The organism is Methanobacterium sp. (assembly GCF_038562635.1).
In the GTDB taxonomy this organism is placed as follows: Archaea; Methanobacteriota; Methanobacteria; order Methanobacteriales; family Methanobacteriaceae; genus Methanobacterium_D.
The window spans coordinates 2371185-2386613 of sequence record NZ_JBCFBO010000001.1 but is presented as its reverse complement, the minus strand read 5'-3'; the positions used below and the strand labels follow the sequence as shown (position 1 = coordinate 2386613).

Genomic DNA, 15429 nt, shown 5'->3' with positions numbered 1-15429 from the left:
AAATATGTTAGTAAATAACGATAATTCAATTTTTTAGGAAAATTAACCTTAATTAATTTTTAAGTCTTAAAAAATAGTTTCAAAAATAAATAGATGGGGTGGAAAAATCCACCTTAAAAAAACATTCTTATTTTATAGATAATGCTGTGTTTGGACAGTGTTCAACACATTTTTCGCAGAGTACACAGTACCCTTTGATTGGCATTTTCTTGTCGCCTGTGAGTTCCAGCATGTTGTATGGACATACTTCGATACATTCGCCACATTCATCACAAATGGATGGGCTGAATTCGATTCTATCCCTTTTAACAATTTCGCCGTTAACTTCTTTGTCGATCTGTGTTACTCTAAGAGCCCCAGTAGGACATGTTGATGCACATGCTCCACATCGGGTACACATTTCGTAAGATTCACCTGGTTCTACTCTTATAGCTCCAGTAGGACATACTGGGGCACAGCTACCGTCAAATATACAGAGTTCTTCGTTTCTAACGAGTCCTTCGTCGGAAGCTGGTTTTGCAGGTCCAAGTTCGACTTCGAGGTTAATTGCTTCAACTGGGCACATTTTTGCACAAAGTCCACATGCTGCACAGATTTCAGGGAGTTCCACTGAAAGATCTGCCGCCTTAGCTTCTATAAAGTCACCAGGGCATGCTTCGACACATACATTACATCCGATACATGCATCTTTGTTGAGATCGAATGCTACTATGTCTTTAGTCCTTTTGACTGGTTCTTTACCTGAAATGTAAACTGCATTCCATGGGCATGTTTGGGAACATACTCCACATTTTATACATGCGTCTTCATCAATGTTGATTACTTCCCCAGTTTCAGAGAGGGTAATAGCATCTACTGGACATTCTTCTACACACATTCCACAGCCTACACAGCCTGAAATATATATAGGTCCTGTGATGTCTTTTTCAATTACTTTAGGTTCTTTGACTCCTTCTATACCAATGACTTCTACTGGACAAACATCCACACATTTCTGGCACATTACACAGAATCCGTGTAAAGGCATTGTTGTCTGGACTTTTCCTTCATCCATTTTCAGTACATTTGGAGGACAGACATCTACGCAATCACCACACTGGTTACATGCTGAAGGACTAAATACTATGCGAGTTTGAGTTTTGCCTGTGTCCCCAATTGGCATTTCTTCCGCTTTGAGGGCACCTGTTGAACAGGCTGCTACACATTTTGGTTCGCCAGAACAGAGATCACAGAAAATAACATCTTCCGGTGTTACTGAGATTGCTTCTGTTGGACATACACCTTGACAAGCTCCGCACTTGATACATCCTTCTTTGTTTACTACTATCATTTTTTTTCACCCTTAAATGGTTTTAAAGTTTGTTTATTAAGTGTCCTTCACTGTCGTATACTTCAAGGGTTGAAAGTTTCATTTGACTGTCAATTTCGTGGGTTGCACAGGATAGACATGGGTCGTATGCTCTTATTACCATCTCCATTAGGTTGAAAATACTGTCATCTACTTCTACACCAGGTTTAATGTAGTCTTTAGCAACTTTCTGAATACCCATTTCCATGGATGGGTTGTTCTGGATAGTTGCAACTACAATGTTTGCTTTAGTGACAAGTCCATTTTCATCTGCAGCATAGTGGTGGGTTAAAGTTCCCCTTGGTGCTTCAACAATTCCTATACCTTCACCAGCTGTTTTCTCAAGAGAATCCTGCCATTTCTGACCGGATAAGTCCTGGTCTAAAGTATCAGCAGCGAGTTCAGCACATGCGACTAATTCTATGAGTCTTGCCCAGTGGAATAAAAGAGGTTCCTGAGCGTAGCCGAATGTTTTTCTGAATTCGTTAAGGTATTCTTGAGCTTTAGGTGCAGCATCAGGCATTTTGTCTACGACGTTTAACCTTGAGAGAGGTGCAACTCTGTAGATACCTTCTGGGTAACCTAAATCTTTCAGGTATGGGAATTTCAGGTAGGAGTATGGTTTTGTTTTTTCTGCGATGTAGTCAAGGTAATTTTCAGGAGCAAATTCTGCGTAAGGGTTACCTTCTGCATCTTTAACTCTTACATCACCGTTGTAAACATCCCATACACCGTCGTTTACGAGACCTGTGTGGTAAGTTTTAACGTAACCGAGTTCTTTAACAAGGTCTAAGTTTTCTTCAAAGATTGGAATTGCAGTCTGAATTGTAGCGTCTGCTAATTCTACGTTTCTTTGAGCTTTTGCCAGTAAGTCTTTTTGAGTTTCATCATCAAGCTCTGTGGATATTCCACCAGGTAAGTTTGATGTTGGGTGAATTGGTCTTCCACCAGTAGCTTTGACTATTGAAAGAGCGTTTTTCCTGAGTTCTATTGCCTGTAAAGCTAATTCAGGTGCATCTTTAATGATCTGGAAGACGTTTCTTGTTTTCCTGTCTTTTCCTGCTATAAAATCAGGAGCTGCGAGGAAGTAGAAGTGAAGTGCGTGGGAGTGCATGTAGGAACCCCAGTTCATGAGTTCCCTCATTTTGTATGCTGCTGGGAGAACATCATCCTGAGTGAAGCCAAAGATACTGTCAACAGCCTTGGTAGCTGCAAGGTGGTGCTGTACATCACATATACCACAGATCCTTGGTACTATCCTTGGTACGTCTTCAATTTGTCTTCCTTGTAAGAATTTTTCAAATCCACGGAATTCCATAACGTGGAGTTTGGTATCTTGAACGTTTCCTGCATCGTCGAGTTGTACGGTAATTTTAGCGTGACCTTCAATTCTTGTTACAGGTTCAAGTGTTAATTTAACCATCTATTTACCCTCCTGTTTCCTCATTTTCATAGGTACTAATGAAGCTGGAAGTGTGAATGTGTAGAAAGTTCCAACTACATCATCAAGCTGATCTGCAACTGTTTCTGGATCGATAGTTTTATCAGATTCAACACCGAAGTCAGACCCAATCGCACTGATCATTTTTGCACCCTGGTCAACTACATTTCCAGTTGGTCCGTAGCAACCTCTACAAGGTACAGCTATACTTGGGCATTCTGCTCCACAGAGTGAAACTGTTGCAGGTCCCATACAAACTAATCCCTGAGTTACTAAACATACGTCTTCTTCTGGTTTTCCAAGTTCGAACTGCCTTTTAATTTCTGCCATTGCAAGTCCTTCAGGTGGTTTTTCTCTTGGACAAACTTCACAGAGGTTTGTTGTTGGTAATTCCAGTGGTTCTCCTTTAAGTAAGGACATTACTGCTTGTGCAACAATGTCAGACCTTGGTGGACATCCTGGTAAGTTTAAATCTACTTTTATAACATCGCCAAGTGGCCTTACCCTGCTTTCAAAGGTAGGTACCTCTTCAGATGGTAAGATACCTTCTGGGTTTACGTTACTTGGACAGGTTATGTAAGCTTCGTTTAAGAGCTCTTCGTTGGTACATAAGTTTCCTAGTCCTGGAATTCCTCCGTATACTGCACATGTACCATATGCTATAACGAAATCGGCTTTTTCCCTGATTTTTTCAGCCATTTCATGGTTTTCGTCGTTTCGGATTCCTCCTTCGACGAGAGCAACGTTTACTTCTGGAATTTCATCATATTTTACATCCATTAAAACAGGGCTGTGTTCAAAATCAGCGAGTTCCATAACGTCTATAAGTGCTTCGTTTATATCTGCAAGCGCTAAGTGACAGCCGGAACATCCTGAGAGCCATGTTGTTAATATTTTGACTTTTTGACCTTCTTCTGCCATGATTATGCCTCCGCTTCTTCAACTTCTGCTAATTGTGCTTTAAGCGGTGATGGTCCAAGATTCTTGATACGAGTTACCATCATCTTAACTGTTTCTGCGAATTTTTCTCCTTCTGATGCGGAAATCCAGTCGTGGTATACTCTGTCTCTTCCAATTCCTAGATCATCTACTAATTTGTAAATTAATCTCATTCTTCTATCTAATTTGTAGTTTCCTGCGTCATAGTGGCAGTCACCGTGGTGACATCCTGCAATTATGACACCGTCTGCACCTTCTTTGAATGCTTTAAGAACAAATTGTGGTTCTATACGTCCTGAACACATCACTCTAATTACACGTATGTTCGGAGGATATTGCATCCTTGCGGTACCTGCTGTGTCTGCTCCACCGTAGGAACACCAGTTACAACAAAACATAACGATTTTTATATCATCCTCAGCCATAGAGTTTCCTCCTTGCGTTTCTCAATGTACTAATTAGTGTACTATTACTGTACGTTATATGGATATAAAGACACTAATTATAAAGGTTACTTCTAAGACAATTTCGAAAAGTTTATATATAATGACATGAATCTTTGTTTTCTAAAAAAGGCCAGTATGGACTTAAATTTATTATATTACCCATAATAATACCCCTTAATTTTATATAACATGATATTTCATCTTTATTTTTCAAAAAAACTAAAATTTATTAAGATGGCCTTCTACTGTAGAAAATTATTTGTATGTACTTTATTACTTTTACAGCTACATATACATAATATTAGACTTTTTTACATTAATTTTTCAAAGTTTAACCCATATTTAATGAATATCAAAAGATCAGTTGATATTATATCAAGTTTTCAGAGAATACTATTAACGATAGTTAATTTATATATATAACATTAGATATATCCAAAATGAGTTACAAAAAGATTAATTTAATTAAAAAAATTGAATACCATATTAAAAATGGTGGTGGTAAAACTGCTACTTGAAATAACTGATCTAGCTGTTGAAGTTAATGGAAAAGAAATACTAAGCGATATCGATCTTTATATTAAGGAAGGAGAAACCCATGTGCTCTTAGGACCAAATGGGTCTGGTAAAAGTACGTTGTTTATGAGCTTACTTGGATTTCCTAAGTACGACATAACACGAGGAGAAATTATCTTTAAAGGAGAAGATATAACCAATTTAACCACTACAGAACGTGTAAGAAGAGGCATAGGTGTAAGTTTTCAAAATCCACCAGCCATAAGAGGAGTTAAACTTAACGATCTCCTTAAAATTGAACACGGGGAAAGTGGTGAAGAATTAAGTCCTGAAATGAAGGATCTTGCCACCAAACTTAAACTTGACCAGAGATTCTTAGAAAGAGATGTTAATTTAGGATTTTCAGGAGGAGAAGTAAAACGGTCCGAAATCTTACAGCTCCTTGCTCAACAGCCAGACTTTATCATGTTTGATGAACCTGACTCTGGTGTGGACATTGAAAATGTAGAGCTTCTGGCTGAAGAAATAAATACTCTCCTGGATAAAGACAAAAAGCCAGGTATGAGGCAAAAATCAGGACTTTTGATAACTCATTTAGGTTATATTCTCAATTTTGTAAGTGCCGATACTGCCCACGTACTTATGGATGGTAAAATAGCCTGTTCAGGGAATCCCACTGAAGTTTTAGAAGACATTAGAAAAGAAGGATTTAAAGGATGTGTTGAATGTTGCAAACTCCACTAGAACGTGCCAAAAAAGCCCATGAAAAGAAAGCTCTTTATGGAGAAGACATAGATCTTGAAAAATTTATAAAAGAAGAAGCAGGGGAACATGAACGCGTAGAAAGAGCTGTTGAAATTCCTAAAAAGGTTCAGGATACATTGTTAAAGGTAGGGGTAGACACCACTGAAAAAGAACGTTCAGGTACATTTATACAGATGGACCAGAGTGGAGTCTATAACGCATCTCCCTCTGAAAGTGTTGAAATAATGGGAATGAATGTAGCGCTGGATAAATATGGATGGCTTAAAGATTACATGTGGAAAGCTGTAGCTCCTGATGCAGATAAATATACTGCACAAACCGCAATAAGAGAATCCGAAGAAGGGAGCAGTGGTTATTTCATAAGATCTTTACCAGGTTCTAAAGAAGTATTCCCGTTACAGGCATGTATGTTCATCGGTGATGAAAAGGTAATGCAGACTGCCCACAACATAATCATTGCAGAAGAAAATTCAGAACTGCATATTATAACTGGCTGTGCCACTGGAGAAGACGTAAGCTCTGCACTTCACGTAGGAGTTTCAGAATTTTACCTTAAACCAGGATCTAAAATTACATTTACAATGGTACATAACTGGGCAGAACAGGTAGATGTACGCCCAAGAACAGGAGTCATGTGTGGAGACGATTCAACTTATATAAGCAATTATATCCTTACAAGCCCTGTTAGAAGTATTCAGTCTTATCCAACAGCTTACTGCAGCGGTAAAAATTCTAAAGTTTTATTCCAGTCAATTCTAGGGGGCCAGAAGGACTCCATATTAGATATGGGATCACGTGTTTATCTAGAAGGGGAAGGAGCAAGCACAGAAATGATTTCAAGGGCAGTTTCCAAGGATAACTCTCAAGTTTATGCCAGAGGACATCTAGCAGGTAGAATGCATGATACCAAGGGACACTTAGAATGTCATGGTCTTGTTCTATCTGATGATTCTATGATATATGCAGTTCCAGAACTGGAAGGTAGCGCCAGAGATTTAGAACTATCTCACGAAGCTGCAGTAGGTAAAATAGCGGAAGAAGAAGTTTTATACCTAATGTCCAGAGGACTTACAGAAGAAGAAGCTGCTTCTATGATTGTAAGAGGATTCTTAAGTATGGACATTACAGGACTGCCTCAAGAACTTGCAGATGAAACCAAAAGAATGCTTGATATGAGTTTACAGGGCATGTAATTTTTTATTTTTAAACTACTTTTTAATTTTCTTTCTTTTTTAATTTCATCAAGGACAAAACTATTTTTAGGGTTTGTTAGGAAAATAATCTCAAAAAATATTAAATTCAATTAAATACATAAAATAAATCAGAGGTAGTACCATGTATTTAATTGGAGAAGCACGGTTTGGAGAAAAAGTAGAAGTTGCACATATAGATCTCTTAATAGGAGATAAAGAAGGCCCTGTTGGGCAAGCATTTGCTAATGCCCTTGCAAATCAAATGGATAAACATACTCCTCTTTTTGCAATTATAGCACCTAATCTTACAGCAAAACCAGTTACGCTGATATCACCTAAGGTTTCACTTAGAAGAAAAGACGATGTTTTGAGGATATTTGGACCTGCACAAAAAGGTGTGGCAATGGCTGTTGCAGAATGTGTGGAAGAAGAAACTATTCCTGAAGATACAGTAGAAGACATTTGCATAGTTTGCAGCGTCTTCATACATCCCGGTGCTGAAGACAATGATAAAATATACAGAAATAACTATGAAGCCACAAGATTAGCCATAAGAAGAGCATTTACCAAGGAACCTTCAATTGATGAAATTTTAAGCGAAAGAAACTCTGTCGTTCATCCTCTTTATAAAGGACCTTAAATTAAAAATAATCAAATATTTTAAAAATAGTAATGTAGAAAAAATAGAAAATTTAGGCTTCTGAAATTATTATAAATTCGCCTACTTTTTCAACTTTTCCAAATGGAACTAAAAGGTGATCTCCTTTTTTCTTTGCACCTTTAACGTTTATGTTTCGGCCTTTTTCAACTTTTATGACGACATCAGTTATTTTTCCAGTCTTACCATTTATTATAAGCTCGTCCAGTTCTCCCAATATACGTGCATTATTGGTTGCAACCTGATATCCTTTAATTTCGCTCCAGATCTTTTCTTCTCCCTTAATAAGTTTCCTCTCTTCATTCATCCTGATCACCCAATAGATTCTTAAGAAGTTTTATGTCTTCATATGTATTAATGTTTAAGGCTAGTTCTATCCTTTCTATAATTAAAACTTTCTCATCTTGTGCCTTATTAATACTTCTTAATACATTTAATCCAGATGGTATTAAATTCTCAAATATCATGGTGGGTTTGATACCATATCCATCAAATACATGAATAGGAACTAAAACACTCATAGCTGGCTTATCAGATTTTTCATATTCCTCAAGAACATGGCTAATTATATCACTATTTACAAGGGGTAGGTCTGCAGTAATTGTAAGTAAAATATCATCTAACTCAAAGTTTGAAATAATAAACCCAAGATCCTGCACATAGCCGTCTCCAGGAGTTTCAATTGTATCAATACCCCTTTCCTTTAAGAAAGATTCAGTTCTTGGAGTGTTTTTACTTGTCGCAACTAATATATTACTGATTTTATCTGTATTTTTAAGTGCATCAACTACATACTGAACCAATGGCTTTCCATTTACCTCAACAAGTGGTTTTTCCACATCAAGTTTCATCCTTGTTCCTTTTCCCCCAGCCATTATTAAAGCAGTTACCATCTGAAAACACCGAAAATTTAATTATTTATAATTTAGATTTAGTCACACAAAGTTTATATACCTAAACTTACATTTTATAGTATTGTGATCTTTTAGTAACCTGAATAAATAAAAAGATTGAAAAAAGATCAACGTTTAAAAATCTGGTGATAATCAAATGTTTGAAAACATCAAAACATTACTTTTATTAGGTGCATTAACCGGCTTATTAATAGGCATAGGTTATTTCATAGGATCATTATTTGGAGTAGGACTTTTTGGAGCGTCAGCTTTCTTCTTACTTGCAATGATCATGAACTTCAGTTCATATTTCTTTTCAGATAAAATTGTGCTTAAGATGTACGGTGCAAGGGAAGTATCAGAACATGAAGCTCCAGAACTCCATTCAATTGTATCAGAACTTGCGCAGAACGCAGGAATTCCAAAACCAAAAGTTGCAATAGTTGAAAGTGCAACTCCAAACGCTTTTGCTACTGGTAGAAGCCCTAAAAAAGCAGTTGTAGCCGTAACTAGCGGCATACTGAATTTGCTAAGTAGAGACGAACTTGAAGGAGTTATAGCTCACGAACTTGGACACGTTAAAAACAGAGATATATTGATAAGTGCAGTAGCTGCCACAGTGGGAGGAGCTATAGTCCTGATTGCAAATTATGCAGGTATGTTTGCATTTCTTGGTGGTGGAGAAGATGGAGAAGATTTATTAGGACTAATTGCAATGTCCATACTTGCTCCAGTAGCTGCCACAATTGTTCAACTTGCAGTAAGCAGAACTAGAGAATACAAAGCTGATGAAAGCGGTGCAAAGATATCTGGAAAACCATGGGCACTTGCAGATGCACTTAGAAAACTTCAAATGGGAACCAGTTCAAGACCAATGAGGGACGCAAATCCAGCTACAGCCCACATGTTCATAGTAAATCCATTTGGAGGAAAAACAAAAACTTTAATGAATTTATTTTCAACTCACCCTCCAATAAATGAGAGAATAAAAAGGTTAGAAGAGTTAAAGTCCTTTTGAAAAAATTTCTAATTTTTTCAATGTTTGCAAATCCCTCGAAATTCCAAAAGAATTTCGGGGCATGCAAAAACGAAAGATTCGCACGCTCGGATTTGCAACCGTAAAAATTAAAGATTTTTTCAATGTTTGCAAATCCCTCGAAATTCCAAAAGAATTTCGGGGCATGCAAAAACGAAAGATTCGCACGCTCGGATTTGCAACCGTAAAAATTTCTAATTTTTACAACTTTTACTTATTTTATTTTAAAATTTATTTTAATTAAATCAACGTTTTTATGATTTGTTCTCAAAAAAGAGGACCATATCAACAGTTGTTCTAAATTTTTTGCAAAATTTTCTACTTTTAACATCATCAAAAGCATTATTTTCCATGGCTTGCTGGATCCTTTAGTCCATATTATGTAAAAATAGTGATTTCAGTACAGTTATAAATATTAAAGAATAGTTCACGTAAATAAAAAGAAAATCAAAAAAAGATAGGAAAAAGAAGGGGTTTAATTAATCTATCATACCCTTTTGTTTCTGCAGTTTTCTTCGCTGGCCCAGTATACATGCACCGCCCTGTTTTCCGCCGATAGGAATATGTGGTGTTCCCATGGAATTCATACACCTTGCCATTACAGCAGCGCCCATTGCAAGTGCGTCAGATACAAAGATAGTGCCGCTGAATTTATCTTTAGAATAATCAAGGATAAATTCAGGTTTTCTTCCAGTTATTCCTGCTCGGCCTGTTACCCCAAGCATGGAACCGGGTTCAACAACTCCTTCTTCAAAAGCTTCGTCACCTAATCTTTTTACAATATTTGCACTTACATAGTCAAGTGTTGCAAAAAGTGTGTGTATTCCACTATCAGAGTAAATCTCATGACCTATATCAGTTAATTTAGGGATTTTATCCCCATTTTTACCTACATCGCACCCTATAAGGGTTGTTCCTGCATCATATGCTGCCTTCGGATCTACAGGTACTGTTCCAAATCTATCCCTGTTTTCAGGGACTTTTCTTATATCTATATGATCATGTACACGTGCTGCATACTCTTCAGCTGCTTTCCAGTCAGCTTTTTTTAATATGTCTCTAGAATAAAGATCTAAAGCTGCTCCTCCCCTTTTATCTACTTTTTCAGTTCCACGTATTATTGCATCAGATACTGCCCCTGCAAGCCCGCAGAAGTTTCCAATTGTCCGTGCATAAGGTTCCTGCCCGTTTGTTATCCTTCCTGCAAGAGTTGTTCCAAAATCCATTGAAACACATGGGTTACGGAAATCAATATTAGTCCATTTAGCACCGACTTTGATACCTGCAGTAACGAGTTCCCCTTCCATTTCATTTGCAACAACAGCCTTTCCAGTAGGTGGAAGCACACTTACAACAGCACCGTCAAACATAACCTTTTCAATCAATGTGTAATCCCTTAACCTTTCAGGGAAGCTTTCCTTAGACATTGCAGGTGCCATCTTACTCGGAGGGATTCCTGCATCAAGACATCCGTCTGCAAGGGCAATTATAAGATCTCCAACTTCTTTAGGAGAAGCAAATCCTGCAGTAACTCCTGTTGAACGCACAACAAAATCCAGATCTTTCTCTATGTCAATTTTAGAACGTTTTATTGACTCAAGAATAGTGTCTCTTACCATTTCAGAAACTGACTCTTTTGTAAGTTCTACTTCCCATACAGTTTCACCAAAGACATTTTCCCCAGGCTTTGGCGGCCGGATATCCCTGGTCATTTTAACTGTCTTGTCAAGAAGATAAGTTCTACTTGTTTCAAGATTTGTAGCTGTAAGGATACATTTTGTGGTTGTGTTTCCAAGTTCTACAGAAGCCACAATATAATAAGTCTCAGGCTTGGTTGAAAGCCCGGCACCTGCTCTTTTTTTGGTAAATGCTGTTGCCTTTACATCTTCAATTGATACATACCTGCTTTTTGCTATAACTGGTTTTGGACCTCTGCTGAATATTTTCCCCAATAATGACAATGAAATACCCCCTAAAATTAAAACTGTAAATAGATTTAATGGAAAATAATATAAATCTTGTGAAATTTTTCTTTAAATTTGAAAAATAATTTATTTTTAAATAATGTAAAAATACGTATTTTTTAAAAAATCAACGAAAATTAACTTTAAAATAAGGAAAACCTTAAAAAATAGAGAAAGAGAGCGATTTGAACCGCCTCTTAATTTTTAGAACTTATAACAGTTTGAACATTGGATGTCCTTCGACTGCTTCAGTTCCTATGTCTTTAGCTGCTTCTGCTATGAATATATCAGCCATAGCACATGCAGGGAACGCCATTCTAGCGTTTTCAATAGGACCGAATAATACGAAGTCACCACCGGCCATTTGCTGGACGATGTTGGAACCTATGTCACAAACAGGCCATGCTTCTTTGTGTTCTTTTTTGTATCCTCTTAACCAGTCCCATGCTGATGGAACGTTGTGGATACCACTTCCAACTGGGTATCCCCATTTGCTTTTAACAGCAAAGGAAGTTCTGCATGCAGGACCTGCACCTTGACCTAAAGGAGTAATAGCTACATCCATGAATGGTTTATCGATTCCACATTCTTCAGCAGTTTCTAATAAACCTTTGTCTAATGCGGATCCCCCGTTTTCCCAGATGCTGATTTTACCGTCAACACCAGCTTCCATTGGGTTGAAACCGAGAACGATGGATGATGTGATATCTGTTTCTTTAAGTGCTTCTACTTCAAATGCTTCTGTAGCCATGTTCAGTGAGTTGTATATAGCTCTGTCAGCTAATCCTGCTTCTTGAGCATATTTTGCACCTGCAGCTCTAGCTTCACCTGAAGTTGAGTCTATCATGAATGGTTTGTCACAAATGTCACCTACAAATTCCAGGTATTTGACTATTGCTTCTGGTGTTGCACCAAAAGTCTGTACAATACATGGGTTTCCAGTAACATCAGACATTTCTTCCATTGTTTTTATACGTTCTTCAGCTGCGTCTTTATCAAAGACACCTGCTTTTTCATCACTTATAATCTTGTGTCCACCATAAAATATGGTACCTGCCAAAACAGTCGGATATTCACCAGGCTGGCCTCCAACTTTAACTCCGGCAACATCTATTACAATTTGTTCTTTATCAAATCTAAACATATGTAAACCTCCTAATTTACACGCCTAAAGATTGTAGTATTGCGCCTATTGCTACTACTTTGAATGTTATAAACAGGATTATGAGTCCTATTATTATTCCGTATAGGATACCTATATCCCTACCGATCTGTTGACCCATTCTCTGAGAGATTTCACCCCATGTGAATTCTACTTTTTCTTCCATGTCGTCTAATCTCTCATTAGCTTTATTGAAATCGTCGGACGGGACAATTACAGTTGGTATATTATCTTCTGCCATATTTATCATGCCCCTCTTATTTTATTACCCATAAAATTGGGAGTCCTACTAAGAGTATTGCCAGTATAAAACCCATAACCATACCCTCAATTCTGGTGGCTATAAGTCCGGCAAATAACCTCTGATCTCTACCGATTAATCCTGCTCGGTATTTTACATCTTCTGCTACTTTTCTTATGCCTCTAACATTAGGTTTATTTGATATTAACATCTAAAACCCCCATTATTTCAAGAGTAGTATGGTTCCAATGACCAGTGTAAAGGCTAAACCAAGCATGATTCCCTGAACTTTTCCAGAGTACATACCTGCAAACATTCTCTGTAATCCGCCCACGCTTTTAACCTGGGTTTGAATGTTACGCATTCTAGCTTCGATTAACGCAGTTTCAGGAGCTACAGGCCTTATTTCTTCGCCTTCTTCTTCTTCTGCGCCACCTTCTTCCACTTTAATGACCATTGCTTCTTCTTCGAATGCACCTGGGTCTTTTTCAATACACTCTTTAACTTTAGCTTGAATCTGTCCAGCATCTTCTATATCAATCATACTTACGATTTCTAACTGCTGCTGGAACCTTTCTATTCCTTCATCCGGAATGTTTTCGATGAATGGTATAGCACCGGTTGCACCGGCAATTTTCCTTTTTTCATCTACACCGTTAGCATGTAGTGCTTCTATACTTTGACCTGTAATATGTCCCTGCACTTCAGATCCACATAATATGAGGAATCTTATGTTAGGGTTCGATATCAGGTTTGCAACCATCTTTTCGACTCCGAGGTTTTCGGTTTTACATGGTCCTGCAAGAGCAGTCCCAGCCGCTGCAACTACGTCTTCGTTGTGTGATCCGAGTGTTGTTGCTGCTACAGGGCTTTCAGGGTCACCAACTATGTAATCCCCGTTAACCACAGGCCATCCTTCTGCGGGTGATTTCTTATCAGCCAACTAAAACACCTCCTAAATTCCAAATAGAGCTACAAGCAGTATTAGCCCTACTATAAATCCGTAGACCACGTTGGTTAGTTTACCTGCACTCAGATAAGCTCCTTCCCTTCCAGGATATGATCCTGGGGAAACAGTTGTTGGATCTAGGGATGTATATAAATCTTCTACTGCAATTTCTAACTCATTTAATTGTTCGTTTACTGTGTCTAAGGAAACTATTACTGCACCGCCTACTGCGGCCCCTAATTTACCTGTAGAAGGGTCAAGGGTCAGGTTCATTTCAGGAACAACTTTTACTAAAGGTAAAATTTCTGCCATCTTTATTCCTCCTTAGAGCTCCTCTTCTTTAGGCATGCCAGACCATGCAACTGATGCTGCGTCTTCGGTTGATGCGCCTATAAATGCTTTGACTGATACCAACCATGCTAAAGTACCGATTATAGGAACTATAGCGACCCATGCGTTACCTGATGCTAATAATGCTATCAAGCCCACTACTGCCATGGAAATAAAACCAGTTGCTGCAGCGAGTTTAAGGGTCCTTGTCTGTTTTTCATTTGGTCCTAAACATGCGTTAAATGGATGCTGGACAGCCATTGTGTTTAATATAAAGAGCAGTGCTATAAATCCAGTTGAAACAACTGAAGTCTGTATTGCTGCCATTGATAAACTTCCGGCTATAGCTACTGAAAATCCAATTACAGACAAAGCAGATGCGCCTGCAATTTCAGTTGTACATGGTACTAAAACTGGTATTTTCATTTTAACTATTTTTCTAGCTACTAAAGCAACTATTGCACCTACTATCATAGCTATAACAAATCCTAAAACAGGACCTGCAAGAGCTAAGCTTGATCCGAATAGGGCTACGCCTGCTATTCCAGCTAATGATCCTATGACACCTATAGCAAGTGACATGTATCCGATTGAAGGTACACCAGTACCTAAACCGTAACTTGCAACTCTCCTTATAGCGTCAGCACCCCATATTATGGCTGCGACTGCACCGAGTGATGCTGTAAGTGCTCCAACTACTGGACCAAGGAATGGTGCTAAGTATATACCTACAAGGCCACCTATAACTCCAAGAGCTATAGTTTTTGAAGCTGATACATCTGCACCTGCGGGTCCTCCGCCTGCTGCTGACATTATAATACACCTCCGCCTTGAACTAATAGTGCCCCTACAATTCCTACCACAAGTGATACAATTATACAAGCTAATGCTCCTCTAGGGAGCCTTTTGAACTTAGGATCGTGGAATCCTTCTATAGTACCTCCTATGTTATAGGAAGCTACAACCGCATTTATGAAGAATGTTCCTAAAGCGAATATTCCTGCAAGTGTTGCGGCAGCTAAAGATAATGTTGATCCTGCAGGTACTGCATAAGCTGTGGTTGCAGTAAGTGCATTGTAAAGAGCGTAATAAATTAATCCTCCACCAATTCCACCTAAAAGTCCACCTATAATTCCGCTTACAAAACAAACGGTAGGTATTCCATGACCTTCGGTACCTGGTGTTACATATTTACTTTGTTCCATTTTGGTTATTGGGTCTACATCTACTTTTGCTGATGATGGTACACATCCTACACCCCATACGTATATGAAGTTACCTGCAAGCATGGTTATACCTATCATTAAACCTGAACCAATAGCACCTGCTGCCAGGATAAGTGGAAGTGACTGGCCGGTCATAGCAGCTGCTGTTATGAGCCCTGTCATACCACTACCAGCTGCAAGCATAGCAGTACCGGTTCCCACACCTGTTGCTGTTGCCATAGCTGCTGGAGCACCACCTACAGGTATGAAGTGTACACCTCCACCAATTAGGAGTCCACCAGCGGTTACAGCGCCGATTAATAATAATGGATCCATATAATTC

At 38.3% G+C, this 15429-nt stretch carries 18 protein-coding genes; 4 read left to right on the top strand and 14 right to left on the bottom strand.

From position 1 onward, the window contains the following. Nucleotides 1–127: 127 nt before the first annotated feature. The 4 genes from AAGU07_RS11755 to AAGU07_RS11740 are packed head-to-tail and all read right to left on the bottom strand — an operon-like array spanning nt 128 to nt 4153. Nucleotides 128–1330 (bottom strand): 4Fe-4S binding protein, encoded by a 1203-nt coding sequence (locus tag AAGU07_RS11755; RefSeq protein ID WP_342459253.1) that lies wholly within the window; start codon nt 1328–1330, stop codon nt 128–130. Between the two features lie 22 nt (nt 1331–1352). Beyond that, a complete protein-coding gene (mvhA, locus tag AAGU07_RS11750; protein WP_342459252.1) occupies nt 1353–2771 on the bottom strand; it encodes a F420-non-reducing hydrogenase subunit MvhA in 1419 nt (472 codons plus the stop codon). Next, on the bottom strand, nt 2772–3710 hold the full coding sequence (locus AAGU07_RS11745) for a F420-nonreducing hydrogenase (RefSeq protein ID WP_342459251.1): 939 nt from the start codon (nt 3708–3710) through the stop codon (nt 2772–2774). It lies immediately after the preceding gene. A gap of 2 nt (nt 3711–3712) precedes the next feature. Then, nucleotides 3713–4153 (bottom strand): hydrogenase iron-sulfur subunit, encoded by a 441-nt coding sequence (locus AAGU07_RS11740; RefSeq protein ID WP_342459250.1) that lies wholly within the window; start codon nt 4151–4153, stop codon nt 3713–3715. A gap of 528 nt (nt 4154–4681) precedes the next feature. Here AAGU07_RS11740 and sufC point away from each other — a divergent pair. From sufC to fae, 3 genes are all read left to right on the top strand, one after another. Further along, complete coding sequence (sufC, locus tag AAGU07_RS11735; RefSeq protein ID WP_342459375.1) at nt 4682–5434, top strand: Fe-S cluster assembly ATPase SufC; 753 nt, start codon at nt 4682–4684, stop codon at nt 5432–5434. Then, nucleotides 5416–6648 carry a SufD family Fe-S cluster assembly protein gene (locus AAGU07_RS11730; protein WP_342459249.1) on the top strand — a complete coding sequence of 411 codons (1233 nt, stop codon included), beginning with the start codon at nt 5416–5418 and terminating at the stop codon, nt 6646–6648. Before sufC ends, AAGU07_RS11730 begins: the two co-directional genes overlap by 19 nt. Nucleotides 6649–6790: 142 nt before the next feature. Further along, nucleotides 6791–7288 (top strand): formaldehyde-activating enzyme, encoded by a 498-nt coding sequence (fae, locus tag AAGU07_RS11725; RefSeq protein ID WP_342459248.1) that lies wholly within the window; start codon nt 6791–6793, stop codon nt 7286–7288. 52 nt (nt 7289–7340) lie between these two features. Here the strand turns inward: fae and AAGU07_RS11720 are convergent, their stop codons facing one another. Both AAGU07_RS11720 and AAGU07_RS11715 read right to left on the bottom strand, forming a co-directional pair. Further along, nucleotides 7341–7613 (bottom strand): PRC-barrel domain-containing protein, encoded by a 273-nt coding sequence (locus tag AAGU07_RS11720; RefSeq protein ID WP_048081859.1) that lies wholly within the window; start codon nt 7611–7613, stop codon nt 7341–7343. Further along, complete coding sequence (locus tag AAGU07_RS11715; protein ID WP_342459247.1) at nt 7606–8199, bottom strand: NTP transferase domain-containing protein; 594 nt, start codon at nt 8197–8199, stop codon at nt 7606–7608. Before AAGU07_RS11715 ends, AAGU07_RS11720 begins: the two co-directional genes overlap by 8 nt. 157 nt (nt 8200–8356) lie before the next feature. Here AAGU07_RS11715 and AAGU07_RS11710 point away from each other — a divergent pair, with 157 nt between their 5' ends. Next, nucleotides 8357–9217, top strand: coding sequence for a zinc metalloprotease HtpX (locus AAGU07_RS11710; protein ID WP_342459246.1), 861 nt, complete (start codon nt 8357–8359; stop codon nt 9215–9217). Nucleotides 9218–9714: 497 nt separating this feature from the next. On the opposite strand, the gene AAGU07_RS11705 is transcribed toward AAGU07_RS11710, so the two are convergent. From AAGU07_RS11705 to mtrD, 8 genes are all read right to left on the bottom strand, one after another. Then, nucleotides 9715–11196, bottom strand: a complete 1482-nt coding sequence (locus AAGU07_RS11705) for a methanogenesis marker 14 protein (protein WP_342459245.1) — start codon at nt 11194–11196, stop codon at nt 9715–9717. Between the two features lie 214 nt (nt 11197–11410). Next, a complete protein-coding gene (mtrH, locus tag AAGU07_RS11700) occupies nt 11411–12343 on the bottom strand; it encodes a tetrahydromethanopterin S-methyltransferase subunit H (protein WP_342459244.1) in 933 nt (310 codons plus the stop codon). A gap of 16 nt (nt 12344–12359) precedes the next feature. After that, a complete protein-coding gene (mtrG, locus tag AAGU07_RS11695) occupies nt 12360–12602 on the bottom strand; it encodes a tetrahydromethanopterin S-methyltransferase subunit G (RefSeq protein ID WP_083240907.1) in 243 nt (80 codons plus the stop codon). Nucleotides 12603–12618: 16 nt separating this feature from the next. After that, complete coding sequence (gene mtrF, locus AAGU07_RS11690) at nt 12619–12813, bottom strand: tetrahydromethanopterin S-methyltransferase subunit F (RefSeq protein WP_342459243.1); 195 nt, start codon at nt 12811–12813, stop codon at nt 12619–12621. A gap of 12 nt (nt 12814–12825) precedes the next feature. Further along, nucleotides 12826–13545 (bottom strand): tetrahydromethanopterin S-methyltransferase subunit A, encoded by a 720-nt coding sequence (gene mtrA / locus AAGU07_RS11685; RefSeq protein WP_048081851.1) that lies wholly within the window; start codon nt 13543–13545, stop codon nt 12826–12828. Nucleotides 13546–13557: 12 nt separating this feature from the next. Beyond that, the gene (mtrB, locus tag AAGU07_RS11680) at nt 13558–13863 is read right to left on the bottom strand and encodes a tetrahydromethanopterin S-methyltransferase subunit B (RefSeq protein WP_342459242.1); all 306 of its coding nucleotides are present in this window, start codon (nt 13861–13863) and stop codon (nt 13558–13560) included. Nucleotides 13864–13875: 12 nt separating this feature from the next. After that, nucleotides 13876–14694, bottom strand: a complete 819-nt coding sequence (mtrC, locus tag AAGU07_RS11675; protein ID WP_342459241.1) for a tetrahydromethanopterin S-methyltransferase subunit C — start codon at nt 14692–14694, stop codon at nt 13876–13878. After that, complete coding sequence (mtrD, locus tag AAGU07_RS11670; RefSeq protein ID WP_342459240.1) at nt 14694–15422, bottom strand: tetrahydromethanopterin S-methyltransferase subunit D; 729 nt, start codon at nt 15420–15422, stop codon at nt 14694–14696. The genes mtrC and mtrD overlap by 1 nt, the downstream gene beginning before the upstream one ends. Nucleotides 15423–15429: the final 7 nt, after the last annotated feature.

What these genes read in the sequence shown, in the direction of transcription:
- AAGU07_RS11755 (WP_342459253.1), bottom strand. Translation starts at nt 1,330, where the DNA reads ATGATAGTAGTAAACAAAGAAGGATGTATCAAGTGCGGAGCTTGTCAA.
- mvhA (WP_342459252.1), bottom strand. Translation starts at nt 2,771, where the DNA reads ATGGTTAAATTAACACTTGAACCTGTAACAAGAATTGAAGGTCACGCT.
- AAGU07_RS11745 (WP_342459251.1), bottom strand. Translation starts at nt 3,710, where the DNA reads ATGGCAGAAGAAGGTCAAAAAGTCAAAATATTAACAACATGGCTCTCA.
- AAGU07_RS11740 (WP_342459250.1), bottom strand. Translation starts at nt 4,153, where the DNA reads ATGGCTGAGGATGATATAAAAATCGTTATGTTTTGTTGTAACTGGTGT.
- AAGU07_RS11730 (WP_342459249.1), top strand. Translation starts at nt 5,416, where the DNA reads ATGTTGCAAACTCCACTAGAACGTGCCAAAAAAGCCCATGAAAAGAAA.
- fae (WP_342459248.1), top strand. Translation starts at nt 6,791, where the DNA reads ATGTATTTAATTGGAGAAGCACGGTTTGGAGAAAAAGTAGAAGTTGCA.
- AAGU07_RS11720 (WP_048081859.1), bottom strand. Translation starts at nt 7,613, where the DNA reads ATGAATGAAGAGAGGAAACTTATTAAGGGAGAAGAAAAGATCTGGAGC.
- AAGU07_RS11715 (WP_342459247.1), bottom strand. Translation starts at nt 8,199, where the DNA reads ATGGTAACTGCTTTAATAATGGCTGGGGGAAAAGGAACAAGGATGAAA.
- AAGU07_RS11710 (WP_342459246.1), top strand. Translation starts at nt 8,357, where the DNA reads ATGTTTGAAAACATCAAAACATTACTTTTATTAGGTGCATTAACCGGC.
- mtrH (WP_342459244.1), bottom strand. Translation starts at nt 12,343, where the DNA reads ATGTTTAGATTTGATAAAGAACAAATTGTAATAGATGTTGCCGGAGTT.
- mtrG (WP_083240907.1), bottom strand. Translation starts at nt 12,602, where the DNA reads ATGGCAGAAGATAATATACCAACTGTAATTGTCCCGTCCGACGATTTC.
- mtrF (WP_342459243.1), bottom strand. Translation starts at nt 12,813, where the DNA reads ATGTTAATATCAAATAAACCTAATGTTAGAGGCATAAGAAAAGTAGCA.
- mtrB (WP_342459242.1), bottom strand. Translation starts at nt 13,863, where the DNA reads ATGGCAGAAATTTTACCTTTAGTAAAAGTTGTTCCTGAAATGAACCTG.
- mtrC (WP_342459241.1), bottom strand. Translation starts at nt 14,694, where the DNA reads ATGTCAGCAGCAGGCGGAGGACCCGCAGGTGCAGATGTATCAGCTTCA.
- mtrD (WP_342459240.1), bottom strand. Translation starts at nt 15,422, where the DNA reads ATGGATCCATTATTATTAATCGGCGCTGTAACCGCTGGTGGACTCCTA.